We start from the raw sequence: 18,394 nt of genomic DNA on the forward strand, positions 1-18,394 counted from the left end.
CCGCCTTGCCGGGCGTGCCGCCGATGCGGCGGAACGCGCCGTGGACGAGGCCCGGGCGGGGTCCGACAAGGTGCGCCGCATGCGCGAGGCCATGCGCAGCGTGGTGGAACGGTCGGAAGAACTGCGCGGCGGCATGCGTGGACTGGGTGGCCAGGCGGAAGCCATAGGCCGGGTGATGGGCGTCATCGCCGACATCGCCGACCAGACCAACCTGCTGGCGCTCAACGCCGCCATCGAGGCGGCACGCGCCGGTGACGCCGGGCGCGGCTTTGCCGTGGTGGCGGACGAGGTGCGCAAGCTGGCCGAAAAGACCATGCAGGCCACGGGTGAGGTGCGCGCAGCCATCACCGCCATCCAGCACGGCGTACGCGAAAGCATGAACCAGGTGGACGCCTCCGGCGGGGCCATCGACGAAACGGCCCAACTCGCCGGCGAATCCAGCGAGGCGCTGGAGCGCATCGTGGACCTTGTGGGGGCCACCACCGACGAGGTGGGGGCCATCGCCGACGGGGCAGGCCTGCAGGCCGACCAGGCGGCCCGGGCCGCCATGGCCATCGACGTCATTCGCGAGGTGGCCGAAGGCATGGCCCACGGCATGGGCGAGGCAGCCGCATCCGTGGACGGGCTGCGCCAGCAGGCCGACAGGTTGCAGGCGCTCATCGTGCAGATAACCGCCTGACCGCGCGCCTGCGGAAACACAAGCCCCCTGACGCGAACAGCACAGACGGCAAACAGGACAAGCAGCGGGCAGGGGTTGCTGCAAATACAAGCGGGGCGCTCCGTTCGGAGCGCCCCGCTTTTTTAGCAAGATTGCGGCGATGGGATAACGCTTCATGCGTGGCGAGCGACGGTCCAAAGGCCGGGCCACGCCGCAACGCCGTCCCCCTTATCAGGCTGATCAGGCTGATCAGGCTGATAAGGCCGGTCGGGCCAATCAGGATGTGCCCAGCACCTGCCCGGGATCGATGCCCGCATCGCGCGGGTCCAGGCAGGCCACCACCTTCACGGCGGTCTGGCCGGAAAGGTCCAGCCTGCGCTGCTGGGCCGGGCGGCCCTTGGGGTCGCGCACCACGATCACTTCCGGCAGCAGCGGTTCGCGCGCGTTGGCCTTGCTGACCACGCCGCGCTGGCCGGTGTTCAGCTCCACTACGCTGCCCACGGGGTATATCCCCAGACACCGGATGAACCGTTCCACGAAACCGGGATGAAAATCCTGCCCGCGCATGCCGTACATCAGGCCCAGCGCCTTGTGCGGCAGCATGGCGGCCTTGTACACCCGACGGCTGGTAAGGGCGTCATACACGTCCACCACGGCCAGAATGCGGGCGATGATGCTGATTTCCTCGCCCTTGAGGCCGCGCGGGTAGCCGAGGCCGTTGTACTTCTCGTGGTGCTCCAGCATGCCCGCCAGCACCTCGTCGTAGACCATGGGGTTTTCGCGCACCTGCTCCCACCCCAGTTCGGGGTGGCGCTTCATGACGCTGAACTCGTCCGGCGTCAGGCGGCGCGGACTGTTCAGGATGGTATCGGGCACGCGGGCCTTGCCGAGGTCGTGGAACAGCCCGGCCAGCCCCACCCGGTTCAGGGTGATGTCGCCAAAGCCCAGGTGCCGCCCGAACACCACGGCCAGCACGGCCACGTTGATGCAGTGTGTGTACGTGTATTCGTCCACCGAGCGCAGTTTGGAAAGGCCCAGCAGCGCATTGGCATTGCGGGTAACGCTGGAAAGGATGCCTTCCACCATGGGCTGGGCGGCCTGCACGTCCACGAAGCCGTCCTTGCGCATGACGTCCATGGCCTTGCGCGCAAAGCCCACGGAATCGTCGTACAGCGCGCGGGCCTGGGGCATTTCTTCCGCCAGCGACACGGTGGGCGCCAGCGGATCCTCGTCGCCAAGTTCGCGCGCCAGTTCGGCGGAAATGGCCTCTTCGTCGCTCAGGCCGTCGGTGCCGTCGCCCCCCAGCGAACGGCGCGTATCCACGAAGACTTCCATGAAGCCTTCGCGCTGGATGCGCAGCACGTCGCCCTCGGAGCCGACGACCCCAACCTGGCTGTACAGGTACGGGTTTTCGAGCCATGACAGGCCCATGTCCACCACGTACATGCCGGGTTTGAGATCCCGCGTGGAGATCTTCTTGAGCACCGGTGCCTCCTCCCCTCCCCCGTGTATCGCCGGTGCGGCGACCCCTTGCATCTACGTGTCTGCGCTGCAAAAAACAACACCCTGCCTCTCTTCACGCCGCCAAAAGCAGGCGCGCGCGGTGCTCTCCGGCGGCACCCGCAAACGCAATACAGGTTCCCCCCATAGGGTGATACTCCCTTCCGTCCGTTCTGGGGGTATCACTACCTTGTGGGCAAGGGTAACGCCTGTCATACTGGTACAGAGCACGTGCAGGCCAACCATCGGAACGGCGTGGCATCACCTCCGCCCTCCGCACACCACGCCCCGCAGCGGGGCAAAGCCGCATCCATGCAGGGCCAGAACCCCATGCAGCAATCCCCTACCATCTTCATCGCCCGGCAGACCATCTTTGATGCCTTCGGCGCACTGTGGGGACACGAGTTGCTGTTCCGCGACAGCCCCAGCGGCCCCGCGCGCATCGACGACCCCGACGCAGCCACCGCGTCGGTCATTGCCGACGGCTACGCCATCGCCAGCGAGACCATACCCGGCGCCACCCCCTTCCTGATCAACTTTCCCGAAGGGCTACTGCTGTCCGGCGCGGCGGAAGTGCTGCCGCCGGACCGGTGCATCCCCGAAATTCTCGAAACGGTGCAGCCCACGCCCGAACTGGTGGAGGCCCTGCACGCCCTGAAGCGGGCGGGATACCGGCTGGCAGTGGACGACTTTGTGGGGCAGGAGCAGGCGTTGCCGCTGCTGACGCTGGCGGACATCATCAAGGTGGACGTGCTGGGCGTACCCCCAGCGGAACTGCCTGCGCTTACCGCAGACCTGCGCAAGCGCCACCATGCCGTGCTGCTGGCGGAAAAGGTGGAGAACGCGGCCATGTTCGACCAGTGTCGCATGCTGGGGTACACCCTGTTCCAGGGCTACCACTTTGCCAGGCCGGTCATCGTGCCGGGGCGCACCCTGTCGTCGGCCCAGACCTCGCGCCTGCACCTGATGCAGTCGCTGACCGGCGAGGCCGACCCGCACAAGCTGGTGCGCGCCGTGACCGTGGACCCCGGCCTGACCTACCGCCTGCTGCGGTACATCAACTCCGCGTGGTTCGCCCTGCTGAAGGAAGTGACGTCCGTCCAGCACGCGGCATCGCTGCTGGGCTTCGAAACGCTGCGCAAGTGGCTGCTGGTGATCACCCTGGCCGACACGGCGGGCAGCGCCGCCCCGGCGGAGGCCATGCGGCTGGCCGTGACCCGCGCGCGGTTCCTGGAACTGCTGTGCGGCCTCACGCGTGCCTGCACCCACGCCCCGGAATCCATGTTCCTGCTGGGACTTTTGTCGCAGTTGGATGCGCTGCTGGGCATCCCCATGCCGGTCCTGCTGGCCCACCTGCCGTTGGACGCGGACTTTCGGACCGCCCTTTCCGGCGAACCTTCTCCCATGCACGACGAACTGCACCTGGCCGTGCTGCTGGAGCGCGGCGCATGGGACGAGGCCCTGCCACTGATGGCCAGGCTGGGCTTTTCACCCGTGGACGTGGCCCGCAGCAACATCGACGCCCAGATGTGGGCCAGCCGGATATTGAGCTAGCGGGACATGAGCAGAGACAGGCCGGACCGTGGCATGCGAAAGCGTGCTGGAACGCAGGAGAAGAAAAAAGGGCACACATTGGTGTGCCCTTGTGCATTCAATGCCTTTCCAATACGGCAGGTTAACGTCGCCCACTCCAAAGGGCTTGTTCACGCTGCGAGAGTTTTTGCCCTTTGCCAAGGAAGAATGTTTTATGACGGGAGTACGCGGTGGCCGTTATGCGAACTTGTGAGCATTACGGATGGCGACCGCAGCGCGCCCTTATCGTATTCGGCCGTAATAAAAATCATTCTGACCGTTCTGCGCTCGATGCCCGTATCGCTGCTGTCCCCATCCGTACGGCTCGAATACTCGCCTACGGCTGGGGCAAAGCTCGCAGGCTCGCTTAACGGGCACGCTCCGCGCCCTTCGGGTCGGTCAGGCAGAGGACAAAGGACCACAGCGCAACAAGCCCTACCCGTCGGCCATGCGCAGATCGGTAACCCGCTTGGACTTGCCGAACGAGCGCGGCAGCACGCCGGGGTCCACCACCTGCACGGCCACGCGGGCCATCAGCTTCCTGTGCAGGCGGTCGCCCACCTCGCGCGTCAGGCCCGCGTCGGTGTCCGCCGTTGCGCCCTCCAGCCGTTCCACCTGCAGCAGCATGGCGTCGCGGCCATCGGTACGGGTGAGCTGGATGTGGTACTCGGACCCCAGCACCGGAAATTCGTGCAGCACGTCCGCTATCTGGCCGGGGTAGATGTTCACCCCCCGGAAGATGATCATGTCGTCCGAGCGGCCCAGAATGTGGTCGTGCCGGGGGATGCACCGCCCGCACGAACACTGGCCGGGCAGCATGCGCGTCAGGTCGCGGGTGCGGTAGCGGACCAGCGGCGATGCCTCCTTGCGCAGCGAGGTGACCACCATTTCGCCCACCTCGCCGGGGGCCACCGGTTGCAGGGTGGCCGGGTCCAGGATTTCGATGATGAACAGGTCGGCCCAGTAGTGCAGGCCCTCGCGCGCATCGCATTCCAGCCCGGTGCCGGGGCCGTACATCTCCGTCATGCCCGCGATGTCGTAGCTGCCCGTCAGGCCCAGCTTCTGCTCGAAGGCGGCGCGCATGCGCGGGCTGTGCGTTTCCGCGCCGAATATCACCTTGCGCAGCTTCACCCTGTCCAGCAGGCCGTTGCGCTCCACTTCCTCGGCCATCAGCAGGGCCATGGAGGCGGTGGACCCCAGACAGGTCACGCCCATGTCCACCAGCAACTGCAACTGCATTTCCAGATTGCCCGGCCCCACCGGCACGGTGAGCGCGCCGAACTTCTCGGACCCCAGCTGGAACCCGGCCCCCGCCGTCCACAGGCCGTAGCCCACGGCGATCTGCACGCGGTCTTCGCGGGTAAGGCCCGCCAGTTCGTAGCAACGGGCCATTTGCAGGGCAAAGGTGTCCACGTCGTTCTGGGTGTAGGCCAATATCTTGCGCTTGCCCGTGGTGCCCGACGAGGCGTGGATGCGCACCACGTCGCTCTCCGGCACGGACAGCAGCGGCAGGGGGTAGCCCTCGCGCAGGTCTTCCACGCTGGCGGTGGGCAGGCGCACGATGTCGTCCAGGGTGCGGATGTCGTCGGGGTGCACGCCCGCCGCGTCGAACTTGGCCTTGTAGGCCTGGCAGTTGGCGTAGGCGTGGCGCACGGTCCAGCGCAGGCCCTCGGTCTGCACGCGGTGCAGGGTTTCCGGGTCGAGATGGGGCAGGAAGCGATGCTGCGACATGGAAGCGGACTCCTGGAACGGCGGAATATGTAGGCGCGACACGGAACGAAACGTGATCGAACGGGGCCGGACAATGAACCGGACGAAACAGCAAACCGGACCGGGCATGGGGCCGGGTTCCCGACCTGCGGCGAACGGGCCCGGAGCGTGCCCCAACGGGCGGCGCGGCTTGTGCGGCGGCGCAAAAGCCTGTATCTGAGGCCCACGCGACGCACCGGCCTGCCCCTTTGCGCGGGGACATCGGCAACCCTCCGGAAAGCCTCCGGCGACTTGCCGCAGGCTGCGCCCCTGCGCGACACAGCGGGGCACGGCGGCCCGTGCGCAACGGCATCGCAACCGGCTGCCACAACCTGTTGGCAGGCACCGGATTGCACCATCGCGCGGCGCCCGCATATTGTATACAATCCGGGCGCACCAGAGAGCTACCACGAATCCTCGCGGGGGAAAACCCCGGCCAGCCGCCGCGCGGCCCCCGCATCATCACCCCTTGCCGCATCAGGAGGCCCACCGTGCGGATACTCATCGTCGGATCCGGCGGGCGTGAACACGCCCTGGCCTGGAAGCTGCGCCAGAGCCCCCTCGTCAAGGACATCTTCATCGCGCCCGGCAATGGCGGCACCGCCCTTGAAGGCACCAACGTGCCCATTTCCGATGGCGACCTGCCCGCGCTGGTGCGCTTTGCGCTGGACGAAAAGATCGACCTGGTGGTGCCCGGCCCGGAACTGCCGCTGGTGCTGGGCATCAAGGACGCCATGGTCACGGCGGGCGTGCCCTGCTTTGGCCCCGACGCCTACGGCGCCCAACTGGAAGGCAGCAAGGCCTTTGCCAAGGAAGTCATGCGCGCGGCGGGCGTGCCCACCGCCGCCTTCGGCGTGTTCGACAATGCCGATGCGGCCCGCGCCTACATCCGCCGGAACGGCGCGCCCGTGGTGGTCAAGGCCGACGGGCTTGCCGCCGGCAAGGGCGTGGTCGTGGCCCGCACCGTGGACGAGGCACTGGAAGCCGTGGACGACATGATGGTCAAGCGCGCCTTTGGCGACGCGGGCGACCGCGTGGTGGTGGAAAGCGCGCTGATGGGCGAGGAAGCCTCCTTCCTGTGCCTGTGCGACGGCGAAACGGTTCTTCCCCTGCCCTCCGCCCAGGACCACAAGGCCGTGTTCGACAACGACGAAGGCCCCAACACCGGCGGCATGGGCGCATACAGCCCCGCCCCTGTGCTGCCCGAATCGCGCTACGGGGAAATGATCGACCTCGTGATCCGCCCCGTGCTGCGCGAACTGATCAAACGCGGCCACCCCTTCACCGGGGTGCTGTACGCGGGCCTGATGATGACCGCCGAAGGCCCCATGGTGCTGGAATTCAACACCCGCTTCGGCGACCCGGAATGCCAGCCGCTGTTGATGCGCCTGGATGGCGACCTTGCCGCCATCATGGTGGCGGGCGCGCAGGGCCGACTGCACGAAACCACCCTGCCCCTGAAGCGTGAAACCGCGCTGGGCGTGGTCATGGCGGCCAAGGGCTACCCCGGCAACTACGCCAAGGGCATGACCATTTCCGGCATCGAGGATGCCGAGGCGCTGGGTCCGGTCAAGGTGTTCCAGGCGGGCACCGAACAGCGCGACGGCGCTTCCGTGTCGCGCGGCGGGCGCGTGCTGTGCGTCACCGCCCTGGGTGACAGCCTGGCTGACGCGCAGGCGCTGGCTTACAGGGCCGTGGCGAAAGTGCGCATGGACAATGCCCACTACCGCAGCGACATCGGCGCAAAGGGCCTGAAGCGCGGGGGGTAGCCCAGCGCCCGGACAAATCTGCGATGAAGGGCCGGGGGGCGGCACGCCGCCCCCGGCCACGACAGCTTGAAGCCAGTCCTGACTAGCCCTGCTGGCTTCGACCGAAGCAGCCGGGCACGACCGAACCCGACCGAATCTGACCGGGCCTGACCGGACCTGAGCGGACCTGACCGAACCGGAACGGGTAGGCAGGGGACGACATCGGACGGCATGGGGCGGCATGGGGCGGCATGGGCCACGCACGACGTTTCCGGCACTCCCCGCGGGTTTCGCCACGCCGTCCAACAGATACCAGTCCGGATTGAACCGGTTCACGACAGCACGGACCGCCCGGTTACCGAACCCTTATCGACAACAGGAGATCAGCATGACCAAGGTTGCCGTTTTCATGGGCTCCGCCTCGGACGAGGACACCGTACGCCCGTGCACCGAAGTGCTCGACAGCCTGGGCATTTCCTACCTGTTCACCGTCAGCTCCGCCCACCGCACCCCGGAACGCACCGAACGGCTGGTGACCAAGCTTGAAGCCGAAGGCTGCCAGGTGTTCATCTGCGCGGCGGGCATGGCCGCCCACCTGGCCGGGGGCGTGGCCGCGCGCACCCAGAAGCCGGTCATCGGCATTCCCGTGGCGGCATCCGCCCTTGGCGGCATGGACGCCCTGCTGGCCACGGTGCAGATGCCCCCCGGCTTTCCGGTGGCCACCGTGGCGCTGGACAAGGCAGGCGCGCGCAACGCCGCCTGGCTGGCCGCGCAAATCCTGGCCCTCGCTGATCCGGCCCTGTCGCAACGCCTTGCCGCCGCCCGCGCCAAAATGAAGGCCGACGCGGAAAGAGCCGGGGAAGAACTGGAAGCGCGGTATCGGAAGTAGCCTGCGTTCGCCGCGCCCCGTGCGTGGGTCAGCTTTACCCCTGAAAGGATGCGCACCATGCGCATCCTTTTTTCTTGACCATTATGCGCACCATGCGCATCATACGTACATGCACAGCAGGGACGTCATCCGGTGCCTTCGCGCCGCCGGGTTCGAAGAAGTGGGAAAGCGGGGCAGCCACCTCAAGCTGCGCCACCCTGACGGGCGCACGGTCATCATCCCCGAGCCCAAAAAGGATCTGCCCCTGGGCACCCTGCGCAGCATCGAACGGCAGTCCGGCGTACCGCTGCGTGCCGCAACGGACAAAAAGAGGTGAATACCATGCTCTACCCGGTCATCATCCATAAGGATGCGGGCAGCGCCTGTAGCGTGATCCTGCCCGACTTTCCCGGCTGCTTCACGGCGGGGGATACTCTGGAAGAAGCCCTCGCCAACGCGCAGGAGGCCGTGGAACTGTATTTCGAGGGGGAACGCGACGCCGTGGCCCCTCCCCCTTCCCCCATTGATGCGGTGCTTGGCAGCGAGGACGCGCGCGACGGCGCCGTGCTGCTGGCGGATATCGACCTGTCGTTCCTGGATACGACGTCGGTGCCGGTGAACATCACCATGCCCGTGCACATCCGCAACACCATCGACCGCGCGGCCAAGGCGCGCGGCATGAGCCGCTCCGCGTTCATGGTGGAAAGCGCCCTGCGCGCCGCAGGGCCGGTCAAGGCCGCAGGCGCGTAGCCCGCATATCCCCTGACACAACGACGGCCGAGCCCCACCCTGGTCTGGTGGGGCTCGGCCGTCATGCGTTTGGTCCGTTTCGGAACGGTTCGGAAAGGAATCACCGCTTGCCGCAGGGCAACCGGGAGGGGTTGCGAACCCGTCAAAAACTCTGGAGGCCGACACTCCGGCAGCTGACTCTACACGGCGCCCCTCCATCGCCGGCACCAAGAGGACGCCAGACGCACAACACACCGAAAATCCAGTCGAATAGTATTAAAAAACTGCTGCCCATCATTTGGATTCCCATTTTCCGCCATGCGGTCTCGTTTCAAGCGGAATGGACGTGCAACGCACGTCCATTCCATTCTTCCCCATAAAGCCCCCGCCAGTGCAAACAACACTCGGCGACAACTTGTATCCGTAAAAAAATAATTTTCCCACTCTATATGAGACTTTCGCACACATTAACATGCATTACATCGGCATTAAAAATTCAAAAATGATCACAAATATATCACTAATACCATGTTAATACATATGGAAACTACATGATTATCCAGAAATAACATCTACCAACTGCTTCATACAGTCATCAAACGCTACATATATAAAATCGCACACCTTGCGCGCCACCGTATAGCTGATATACAGTAAACCACAGAGACAAATGCAACCCTACGGAGCATATGTGAAAAACCTGACCCCTATCTTTATTCCACTACTGCTCTTGTTATGCAGCGGGTGCTACCGGACACACTACACGCCTCATGATCCGCCCACATACAAACTTGCGAGCCATGAGAAGCTTTCTTTTCGAGTGAGCGGTATCAATTTAAACTTTGATAAAAAATTTGACTGGTACGACATAAACAACCACATCAGCACTGGCGAACTCGAAGCCGTACAAGAAATCACTTCTTCAACATTCCTGAAATCACCCATAGTCAATAGTGCGTCAAAAAATACAGCAACACTCAACTTCATTATATACAGAATGGGAATTGGTGAACACGACATATTCACAGCAACGCCATCCCAATACGACGTATTGGTCAATGTCATTGACACTTCCACAGGAAAAATCCTGCTTTCAAAACGCTACGATCATTCCATTCCGCTCGGTACTATCGGCATGTCCGTCACCCCCCCCAACGCCAAGGGCTGCGCATGCCTTTCATGACGCCATCAACGCGGTCAACAATGCCTTGTTGCGCGATCTTTACACAATACGTCCAGAGATGCCTACGGACATTCCGGGCAGAGTACACGGCACACTCCGCTCCGTAACCGGCACCGTTCGCCCACCCTCCAATTACTTCATGTGGTCTTATGGCAGACCCGACAAAGATGTCCCCCTGCCTTTCTCCGTAATTTTCAAAAATCGGGTCATGAGCGAACTGCCATACCTCGTGGCCGAGAATCTTCGCAACCGGAATATGTTCGACTCCAGCCCGGAAAACGCTTTCGACATATGCATAGCGGTTCGTGAAATACGGGCAAAGCAAGGCGGCCTGCTACATACAAGGGAAGACACCATAGTTGCAGACTTGAAAATATACAAAAACGACGAGCTGATACATACAATATCAGTCGGACCTGACAGTTATCCTGAAAAATCCACCTTCGACAGCATATCTCCGGCCTTCGCGGAAAAAATCGCGGCCCATCTCAACGAATCGCAGACATCGCCGTCTACCCGGCAACCATAATTCTGCGATACGATACACACCCCTTCAGCAAACCACGACAGATGCGGAGACACTCAATGCGTACCTTTACAATGTACCTGCTGACTCTGGCACTCATGACATGTAGCGGATGCGCTGCGACCAACCCCGAAATGCTCACCCCACCCTCATACGTGCTAGAAACAAATGAACAGTTGCCTTTCCGTGTGGACGGCGTGAATTTCATGTTCGACAACGGATTTGAAATTCACAACTTCGACAACAATCTCAGCCTTCTAGTCCTTGGAAACTATATATTCACGACTCCCCTTGAGATAGCCCAAAAGATAACCAGCTCAACATTCCTCGAATCACCAGCCGCGAACAACGCTGCCAACGGTAACGTCACTCTGAATTTCACCATATACGCCATGGGGGTAGGTGAATCCAATGTCATCCACCCCTCGGCATCACGGTACGATGTTCGTATGGACATGATCGATACGGAAACAGGTGCTCTGCTGCTATCGGAACGACATGCATCCTCATACCCGTTTGGCCGTCTTGGCATGAACACGTCCCCCCCGACATCCGAGTCTCTCTATGCCTTCTATAAATCCGTCAACGATGCAAACAACCATTTCATACGTGCAATGCGCGACACAAACGTACAACCCACAACCCCTTCCGCCGGGAGAATCAACGGCACTCTTCGTTCCGTCACCGCAGAAATCATCACGACAGACGAAACTATAGAGTGGCACAGAAAAAGGACAAGCGGCCATACGCTGGATTCGCGAGCTAAGCTCATCACAAGCCGAGCAGAAAGCAATCTTCCCGCAACTGTTTACGAAGAACTTCGCAAGAAGCAACTGTTCGACTATTCGTCTGAAAATTCATTCGACATATCCATTACCATAACCGGTTTGAAGGCCACGTGGGAGTCCTTGCTGTCCAAGCGTTCCGACGCCTTTTCCGCCACAGTTCACATCAAGAAAAATGGCAACATACTGCACGTCTTCACCATCGACCCCACCATGTATCCCAAACATTCGTTGTTCGAGGATATCGGCAAAGTCATTGCGACAAAGGCCAGCACACAGCTCGAAACCCTGCGGGCGCAATAGCCCCGCCCCCCAACGCAATGACGGCCGCATCCCACTGGGACGCGGCCGTCATGCGTTATATCCGTTTCGGAAAGGAATCGACCCTTTGCCGTGGGGCAACCGGGAGGGGTTGCGAACCCGTCAAAACCTCTGGTGGCGGGCACTCCGGTGCCCGGCCTTTTCGTGTCCGGGAATCTCGTGTCTGGCCTTCTCTCTGGCTGCCCCCCGCATACCATGGCCCTACCTGTCGGATGCCTATCGGGGGCCTGTTGGGGGGCCATGCAATCGCTCGATGCTCCGTCCTGGCCCCATGCCCCCCCTCGGCTGTCCGGTGGGCGGCGCATGCCGGGTCAGGCTCTCCGTCAATCCAGTGCCTGCGCTCAGGCGTGACCCATGGGTTCACCATCACGCAGCAGGTCGCGGTACACGATCTCGCTGATGCGAATGACCTTCAGGCGGTACTCGTCTTCTTCCGGGTGGCAGTGCGCGCAGCCGTCGGTGACGATCATGCAGTGCTCGTCAATGTCGGCGGCGTGTACGCCCACGCCATGCAGTACAACGGTTGCGCGGCCATGTTCCCACATCACCGGCCTGCCGCAACGGGCGCATTCCACAAACATCAATTCAGGGTCATAGCCTTTCGGCTGCGATGGCACGTGGGGCTGCCGCTCAACAACGCGATCAATGCGGTCAATCTGGCGCATGGCGTTCCTCCCTGGCTTGTGCCCGGCTCGTGCCGAACCTTTTGATGGTCGCGGAATCGTTGGTCGCTCGTCCTCCCGATTGTTCCCGTGCAGCGCTCCATGGCAGGCGTTCGACATCGCCGGTGACCGTCCGTAACCGTCACCTGACAGGGCCGCCCGCCTGTTCCACGCGCTATGCCTTCAACAGTAAGTTATGCGCGCGTCCGAAGCAACGCCTGCAGACGAGATGCCGCACGATAAACGCCGCCAGCGCGCCATGGTGGATGGCGGAAAGCCGGGAGCACGGCGCCCAAAACATCCCCGGCCAAATTCTTGCCATGCCCGCTTTCGCCCTTCTCTCCCGGGCTTCCGGGCAAACCGGCCCACCCTTCCGCAAAAAATCCCCGGGCAGCAACCTTGACATCATGTCTACCATCTCATAGATAGGCAGCATGAAAAAGACGATCAACCGCAAGGCCGAACTTCTCGAAACCGCCCGAAACATCATACAGCGCGTTGGCGTCAACGCCATGAGCTATGCCGACCTCAGCAAGATCATTGGCATTACCACGGCAAGCATCCATCATCATTTTCCGCGCAAGGAAGACCTGATTCTCTCGCTCATCGCACAGAGCCGCGAAATCTACGGAAACAAATTCCAGGAAATCGTTGGTTCCGATCTGACCAGCATTGAAAAACTGCAAACCATAGCCGGTCTCTACGAACAGGGTGTGCGCATGGGGAAAATGTGCCTTATCGGCATTCTCAGCACGGAATTCGCGACACTGGGAGACGACGTACGCGCGGCGCTCAACGTGTCCGCTTCGGAAACCATTGGCACGTTCGCACGGGCCGTACAGATGGGGATCGACGCTGGCGAGATCGCCCCTGGCAAAAGAAGCAGCAGGGAAATCGCACAGGCGTTCCACAGTACGTTGCTGGGGGCGCAGATACAGGCGCGGTGTAGCGGAAACCTTGGAGCATTCGAAAATTCCGTCGAAGTATTCATTGAGTCCATTCGTAAAAAGTGATTCTTTTCATTTAATTACAAAACCTATCTACTAGAAGATTGGTAGTACGCAAAACCAAGGGGCACCGCAAGGTGAAGGCGACGACCGGCAGGACCCGGAAATGCACACCTGCCAGCCCCGGTCCATCAACCCCGTTTACCCGAGAGGACATCCCCATGCATATCGATGAGTACGCAAAAGCCCGCTACACCACGAAGGCATTCGACCCCGCACGCCGCATTCCGCAGGATCAGGTCACCCAGATCGAAACGCTGCTGCGCTTCAGCCCCTCGTCCACCAACGTCCAGCCGTGGCACTTCTTCATCGCCGGCACCGACGAGGGCAAGGAGCGCATCGCCAAGGCGACCACGGGCTTCTACTCGTTCAATGCCCCCAAGGTGCTCAACGCCTCGCACGTCGTGGTGTTCTGCACGCGCAACAACGTCGACGAGGCCCACCTGCAGGCCGTGCTCGCCCAGGAAGACAAGGACGGCCGGTTCCACGACGCGGCGACCCGCGACGGACAGCACGGCGGCCGCTCGTATTTCGTCAACATGCACCGCTTTGAACTGCGCGACGTGCAGCACTGGATGGAAAAGCAGGTCTACCTTGCCCTGGGCACGCTGCTGTACTCAGTTTCGTTGCTGGGCATTGACGCCTGCCCCATGGAGGGCTTCGACCAGCGCATCCTGGACCAGGAACTGGATCTGCGCACCATCGGCTGCACCAGTTCGGTGATCGTCCCGCTGGGTTACCGCGCGGCGGACGACTTCAACGCCAAACTGCCCAAGTCCCGCCTGCCCGGGGACGCCATCCTCACCAGGTTGTAGGACAAGCCCCCGGTTCCGGTCGTGTCGACCGTCGGAGGCAACACAAGGAGGTACGCGCCATGGCCAACCCGAACCCGCATGAAGACACCACGCGCCCGGCATATCTTGGCGAACTGTTGCGACACTTCGCCGATCTGCGCGACGGAACCCACGGAGCCGCCGTGACGCGGGCAGACAAGGAGCAACTCTTCCTGCAGGCCGTTGCCTTCATGGACCCGGCGTCCAGGCAGGTGCTTGACGAGATCAACCGGACCCTGCTGCTGGGCACCGGAACCGTGAATGCCACGGGCGTCGTCCGACACCCGGCAGGCGACGTCACCGCCGCATGGACACTGGAATGGCCGGAACAGCAACGCGCCGGGCTTTCGCCCATAACGCTGCTGGCGTTCTACGGAAGGGGCTTCCACCATCCCCACATGCGCGGACGCAGCGTGGGGAACTGGCCGCTCAATGTCTTTTCCGCCAGCGAAGGCAAGGAGGCCCTGCCCACGTTGCGTGCCATCGCCGCCGCAGAGTTGCACAACCTCGTCTTTGAAAGCGACTACCGCATCGTGCCTGCCACCCTGCACCAGCACGACGACACGGCATTATACTGACACAGGTGGTTGCGGCCACTCCTGGCCGCTCACCTACAACCGCCGGAGGCAAATGCCATGATGAAACGCACCCAGACTCCACCGTGGCCGGACGGTTCGCGCCTTGTGATCAGCATATCCATGCAGTTTGAAACCGGCGGACAGCCTGCCGGGGCCGAAAGCCCCTTCTCCGCGCTGCCCCTGCCCGCCAACGTGCCCGACCTGCCGGCCGAAAGCTGGTTCCGGTACGGCGCCGCTGAAGGCGTTTACAGGATGCTCGACCTCTGGGACAAGTACGGCATCAAGGTGACGTCCCACATGGTGGGCGAAGCCGCCCGGGCCTACCCGGATGTGGCCAGAGCCATTGCCGACGCCGGGCACGAAATCGCCGGGCACGGCATCGCCTGGGCCAACCAGTGGAACCTGTCCTACGAGGACGAGTTGCAATTCGTGAAGGACGGGCTGGACCTCGTGGAATCCATTACCGGCCAGCGCTCGGTGGGCTACAACTGCAACTGGTTGCGACGCAGCGTTAACACGCTGAAGGTGCTGCAGGATCTCAACTTCCTCTACCACATCGACGACGTGAGCCGCGACGAGCCCTTCGTGACCCACGTGCGCGGCAAGCGCTTCGCCATTGTGCCCTACACCCTGCGCAACAACGACATCGTGAACTTCTCCGGCAAGAACTGGACCCCCGAGCAGTTCCTGTCCCAGCTCAAGGGCGATTTCGACCAGTTGTACATGGAAGCGGGCAGCAGGCGTCGCATGATGTCGTTCAGCATGCACGACCGCATTGGCGGCGCGGCGTCCGTGGTCAACGTGGTCGAGCGGTTCATCCAGTACGCCATGCGCCACCAGGGCGTGGTCTTCATGCGCAAGGACCAGATCGCGCGCATCGCCATGGATGACGCGGCAACGCCCGTGGATGACAGCGAAGCCGCCTACAACAGCTGACCAGGGTCACGCGGCCCCGCCGCGTGATTCCGGACCCGTAATGAACGACGGCCACGTCCGATAGGGGCGTGGCCGTTGTACATTGCGGACGCATCCGTGCCCCCCATGGTCCGGAAGCCGGGCATCCCTGGCCGGAACCCGACCGGACCAGTCAGACCAGTCGGGCCGCCCGCCGCTTTCCGCGCTACGCCCGCAACAGCAGATTGTGCGCGCGTCCGAAGCAACGCCTGCGCACCAGATGCAACACGATAAATGTGGCCAGCGCCGTGGATGCCACTATCATCAGCATGACCACTATCTGGTAGCGCACGGCGTCCGCCGGGTCCGCCCCGGCCATGATCTGGCCGGTCATCATGCCGGGTATGGACACCAACCCCACGCCCATCATGGAATTTATGGAGGGGATCATGCCCGCGCGCAGCGCCCCGCGAAAGATGTCGGCGCTGGCCTCGTCCCGGTCCGCGCCAAGGCACAGGCGCATTTCCACCTCTGCCCGGTGGGCGCGCAGGTCGGAGAACAGCCGGTCCAGCGCCACGGCCAGCGCATTCATGGAATTGCCCGCCACCATGCCCCCGATGGGGATGAAGTACTGCGGCTCCCACCACGGCTTGGCCCCGATGATCAACCCCGTGACCACGAAGGTGACCAGAAAAAAGGTCACCTGCACTGCCAGCAGAGTGGGCATGAAGTAGTCCACGCCCTTCTCGCGCACCCGCCCCTTGACGATGCGCGCGGCGAACCAGGTCATGACCATGTACATGCCCACCACCAGCACCGCCGATTGCAGGCCGAACAGGATGCGCAGCAGGTAGCCCATGGCGAACAGTTGGGCAAAGGTGCGCAGCGTGCCGATGGCCAGGTCGCGTTCCAGCTTCAGGTGGTGCACCAGCGACAGCCCGCCAGCCAGCAGCACGAACACCACGGCCACGGCCAGTTGCCACGGCCCGATCTGGATGTAGGCCATGCCCAGAGGATCGTTCATGCGGCACCCCCGGCAACCATGCCTGTGGCGTTGCCATCGGGATGGGCCACCGCCACCTCGCGCACCCCGCCGTCCTGCACGCGCACGTCGCGCCAGGGACGGCGCGCCGGGCGGTAGACCCCGTGGGTGACCATGAGCACGGTCACCCCGTCCTCGTTCAGTTCCTCTGTCAGGGCTTCCACCACCGCGCTACTTTCCGGGTCCAGCGCGCTGGTGGGTTCGTCCATCAGCAGGGCCGCGGGCCGCAGCAGCATCGTTCGGATGATGCACACCCGCTGGCGCTGCCCCACGCTGAGCGCTGCCGCCGTGGCGTCCAGCCCCACCCCCACCAGCCGGAAGCGGGCCAGCCACCCGGCCAGTTCCGCGTCGTCGGGCGGGGTCAGCCCCTTGTTGGCCACAAAGGTGAACGGCAGCAACAGGTTGTCGCGCACGGTGCCTGCGCCAACCGTGGGGGTCTGCTGCACGAAGCCCAGGGTGCGGCGCAGCTCCGCCGGTGGAATGTCCGCCACCGGTCGGCCCCCACATCGGACCACCCCGGCGTCGGCCTCTTCCAGCCGCACGGCAAGCCGCAGCAGGGTGGATTTGCCAGCGCCCGACGGCCCTGTGAGCATGACGAAATCGCCGGGGTGCACCGCAAGGTTCACGTGGGCAAGGCCGGGGAGCGCGGGCACGCCGGAACCGGCAGGCGCGACGGCGGATGGCCCGGCGGGTGACCGGGGCTGCACGGACGATGCGGACTGCGAAGCGGCCCCCGCTCCCGGCGTGGCCGCACCATTCCCGGTCGTGCCGGATGCATGCGCGCCGGACGCATACGCAAACGACATGTCATCGAACTGAAGAAGTGGCTGCATGGCAACAATCTACCGCCGGGCGTGCGGGGGTGTCACCAACTATCATCCGGGCCGATGGGGGCACGCAGCCGGACGGTTGCCCGCCAATACCGCATCCCCCTGCCGCGCGGGCATCCTCGCCGCCGCTTTACCTTGCCCGCCCGAGTGGCTACAGATGAATCATGCACACGCACGACCACGACACCGCCCCTGCCCCCGTTTCCGACAACGCCACAGCTCCGGCTACGGACGTCACGCACCCCACCCCCGCGCGCGGCGCGCGCCGCCGCATCCAGGTGCTGCCCGCCGACCTGCGCAACCAGATTGCCGCGGGCGAGGTGGTGGAACGCCCGGCCAGCGTGGTCAAGGAACTGGTGGAAAACAGCCTGGATGCCGGAGCCACCACCGTGGAGGTTACCCTGGACAACGGCGGGCAGTCGCTGATCATGGTGCGCGACGACGGCACCGGCATTCCGGCGGAAGAACTGGAACTGGCGGTCACCCGCCACGCCACCAGCAAGGTGGCGAACCTCGCCGAACTGGCCCGCATCGGCAGCTTCGGCTTCCGGGGCGAGGCGCTGCCCTCCATCGCCTCGGTGTCGCGGTTCCGCATGACTTCCGCCCCGGTGGCTCCAGATGGCACCCCCGGCGAGGCCACCTGCATAGAGGTGGCGCACGGTCACGTGGTGTCCGCCGGTCCGGCGGCGCTGCACCGGGGCACCATCGTCGAGGTGCGCGACCTGTTCGCCAACGTGCCCGCGCGACTGAAATTCCTGAAGACCCAGGCCACCGAGCTGAAGCGCGCCCAGGAACTGTTCGCACGGCTGGCCCTGACCCGGCCCGACGTGGCCTTCACCCTGTCCGCGGGCGGGCGCGAGGTGCTGCGCTTTCCCGCCGGGCAGACCCTGGCCCGGCGGCTGGCCGTGC

General features: G+C 63.7%; 19 protein-coding genes. 14 read left to right on the forward strand and 5 right to left on the reverse strand.

The genetic code is table 11. The features are described 5' to 3' along the window. The coding region (locus FVW27_RS10630) for a methyl-accepting chemotaxis protein (protein WP_243838349.1) at positions 1 to 679 on the forward strand (679 nt) is incomplete at its 5' end. Positions 680 to 934: 255 nt separating this feature from the next. On the opposite strand, the gene FVW27_RS10635 is transcribed toward FVW27_RS10630, so the two are convergent. After that, positions 935 to 2,143, reverse strand: a complete 1,209-nt coding sequence (locus tag FVW27_RS10635; protein ID WP_167124995.1) for an HD domain-containing phosphohydrolase — start codon at positions 2,141 to 2,143, stop codon at positions 935 to 937. Between the two features lie 345 nt (positions 2,144 to 2,488). On the opposite strand from FVW27_RS10635, the gene FVW27_RS10640 reads away from it, so the two are divergent. Then, on the forward strand, positions 2,489 to 3,712 hold the full coding sequence (locus tag FVW27_RS10640; RefSeq protein WP_243838351.1) for an EAL and HDOD domain-containing protein: 1,224 nt from the start codon (positions 2,489 to 2,491) through the stop codon (positions 3,710 to 3,712). Positions 3,713 to 4,165: 453 nt separating this feature from the next. Here FVW27_RS10640 and FVW27_RS10645 read toward each other — a convergent pair whose 3' ends face one another. Next, positions 4,166 to 5,461: a phenylacetate--CoA ligase gene (locus FVW27_RS10645; RefSeq protein WP_167124999.1), complete on the reverse strand. Its 1,296-nt coding sequence runs from the start codon at positions 5,459 to 5,461 to the stop codon at positions 4,166 to 4,168. Positions 5,462 to 5,970: 509 nt separating this feature from the next. Between FVW27_RS10645 and purD the strand changes: the two genes are divergently transcribed. The 7 genes from purD (at position 5,971) to FVW27_RS10680 (ending at position 11,621) form a co-directional block, all read left to right on the forward strand. Continuing rightward, positions 5,971 to 7,248 carry a phosphoribosylamine--glycine ligase gene (purD, locus tag FVW27_RS10650; protein ID WP_167125001.1) on the forward strand — a complete coding sequence of 426 codons (1,278 nt, stop codon included), beginning with the start codon at positions 5,971 to 5,973 and terminating at the stop codon, positions 7,246 to 7,248. A 367-nt stretch (positions 7,249 to 7,615) separates the two neighbouring features. Further along, a complete protein-coding gene (gene purE / locus FVW27_RS10655) occupies positions 7,616 to 8,116 on the forward strand; it encodes a 5-(carboxyamino)imidazole ribonucleotide mutase (protein ID WP_167125003.1) in 501 nt (166 codons plus the stop codon). 109 nt (positions 8,117 to 8,225) lie between these two features. Next, complete coding sequence (locus FVW27_RS10660; protein WP_167125005.1) at positions 8,226 to 8,432, forward strand: type II toxin-antitoxin system HicA family toxin; 207 nt, start codon at positions 8,226 to 8,228, stop codon at positions 8,430 to 8,432. Positions 8,433 to 8,437: 5 nt separating this feature from the next. Further along, the gene (locus FVW27_RS10665) at positions 8,438 to 8,845 is read left to right on the forward strand and encodes a type II toxin-antitoxin system HicB family antitoxin (protein WP_167125007.1); all 408 of its coding nucleotides are present in this window, start codon (positions 8,438 to 8,440) and stop codon (positions 8,843 to 8,845) included. A gap of 670 nt (positions 8,846 to 9,515) precedes the next feature. Next, positions 9,516 to 10,007: a hypothetical protein gene (locus FVW27_RS10670; protein ID WP_167125009.1), complete on the forward strand. Its 492-nt coding sequence runs from the start codon at positions 9,516 to 9,518 to the stop codon at positions 10,005 to 10,007. 208 nt (positions 10,008 to 10,215) lie between these two features. Next, the gene (locus FVW27_RS10675) at positions 10,216 to 10,536 is read left to right on the forward strand and encodes a hypothetical protein (protein ID WP_167125010.1); all 321 of its coding nucleotides are present in this window, start codon (positions 10,216 to 10,218) and stop codon (positions 10,534 to 10,536) included. A gap of 56 nt (positions 10,537 to 10,592) precedes the next feature. Continuing rightward, positions 10,593 to 11,621: a hypothetical protein gene (locus FVW27_RS10680; protein WP_167125012.1), complete on the forward strand. Its 1,029-nt coding sequence runs from the start codon at positions 10,593 to 10,595 to the stop codon at positions 11,619 to 11,621. 359 nt (positions 11,622 to 11,980) lie between these two features. On the opposite strand, the gene FVW27_RS10685 is transcribed toward FVW27_RS10680, so the two are convergent. Beyond that, complete coding sequence (locus FVW27_RS10685; protein ID WP_167125014.1) at positions 11,981 to 12,304, reverse strand: hypothetical protein; 324 nt, start codon at positions 12,302 to 12,304, stop codon at positions 11,981 to 11,983. A gap of 431 nt (positions 12,305 to 12,735) precedes the next feature. Here FVW27_RS10685 and FVW27_RS10690 point away from each other — a divergent pair, with 431 nt between their 5' ends. The 4 genes from FVW27_RS10690 to FVW27_RS10705 all read left to right on the forward strand — a co-directional run bounded on the left by FVW27_RS10690 (position 12,736) and on the right by FVW27_RS10705 (position 15,655). Further along, positions 12,736 to 13,314 (forward strand): TetR/AcrR family transcriptional regulator, encoded by a 579-nt coding sequence (locus FVW27_RS10690; protein WP_167125016.1) that lies wholly within the window; start codon positions 12,736 to 12,738, stop codon positions 13,312 to 13,314. A 155-nt stretch (positions 13,315 to 13,469) separates the two neighbouring features. Continuing rightward, the gene (gene nfsB, locus FVW27_RS10695) at positions 13,470 to 14,123 is read left to right on the forward strand and encodes an oxygen-insensitive NAD(P)H nitroreductase (protein ID WP_167125017.1); all 654 of its coding nucleotides are present in this window, start codon (positions 13,470 to 13,472) and stop codon (positions 14,121 to 14,123) included. A gap of 59 nt (positions 14,124 to 14,182) precedes the next feature. Beyond that, positions 14,183 to 14,719: a hypothetical protein gene (locus tag FVW27_RS10700; RefSeq protein WP_167125019.1), complete on the forward strand. Its 537-nt coding sequence runs from the start codon at positions 14,183 to 14,185 to the stop codon at positions 14,717 to 14,719. A gap of 57 nt (positions 14,720 to 14,776) precedes the next feature. Further along, on the forward strand, positions 14,777 to 15,655 hold the full coding sequence (locus tag FVW27_RS10705) for a polysaccharide deacetylase family protein (RefSeq protein WP_167125021.1): 879 nt from the start codon (positions 14,777 to 14,779) through the stop codon (positions 15,653 to 15,655). 184 nt (positions 15,656 to 15,839) lie between these two features. Here FVW27_RS10705 and FVW27_RS10710 read toward each other — a convergent pair whose 3' ends face one another. Next, entirely contained in the window at positions 15,840 to 16,637 is a 798-nt protein-coding gene (locus FVW27_RS10710; protein ID WP_167125023.1) for an ABC transporter permease, read from the reverse strand. Then, positions 16,634 to 17,308, reverse strand: a complete 675-nt coding sequence (locus FVW27_RS10715) for an ABC transporter ATP-binding protein (RefSeq protein ID WP_341806126.1) — start codon at positions 17,306 to 17,308, stop codon at positions 16,634 to 16,636. The genes FVW27_RS10710 and FVW27_RS10715 overlap by 4 nt, the downstream gene beginning before the upstream one ends. Before the next feature lie 341 nt (positions 17,309 to 17,649). Here FVW27_RS10715 and mutL point away from each other — a divergent pair. Then, a partial coding sequence (gene mutL, locus FVW27_RS10720; RefSeq protein WP_208294741.1) for a DNA mismatch repair endonuclease MutL occupies positions 17,650 to 18,394 on the forward strand: 745 nt, incomplete at its 3' end.

Source organism: Nitratidesulfovibrio liaohensis (assembly GCF_011682075.1).
GTDB classification, from domain to species: Bacteria; Desulfobacterota; Desulfovibrionia; order Desulfovibrionales; family Desulfovibrionaceae; genus Cupidesulfovibrio; species Cupidesulfovibrio liaohensis.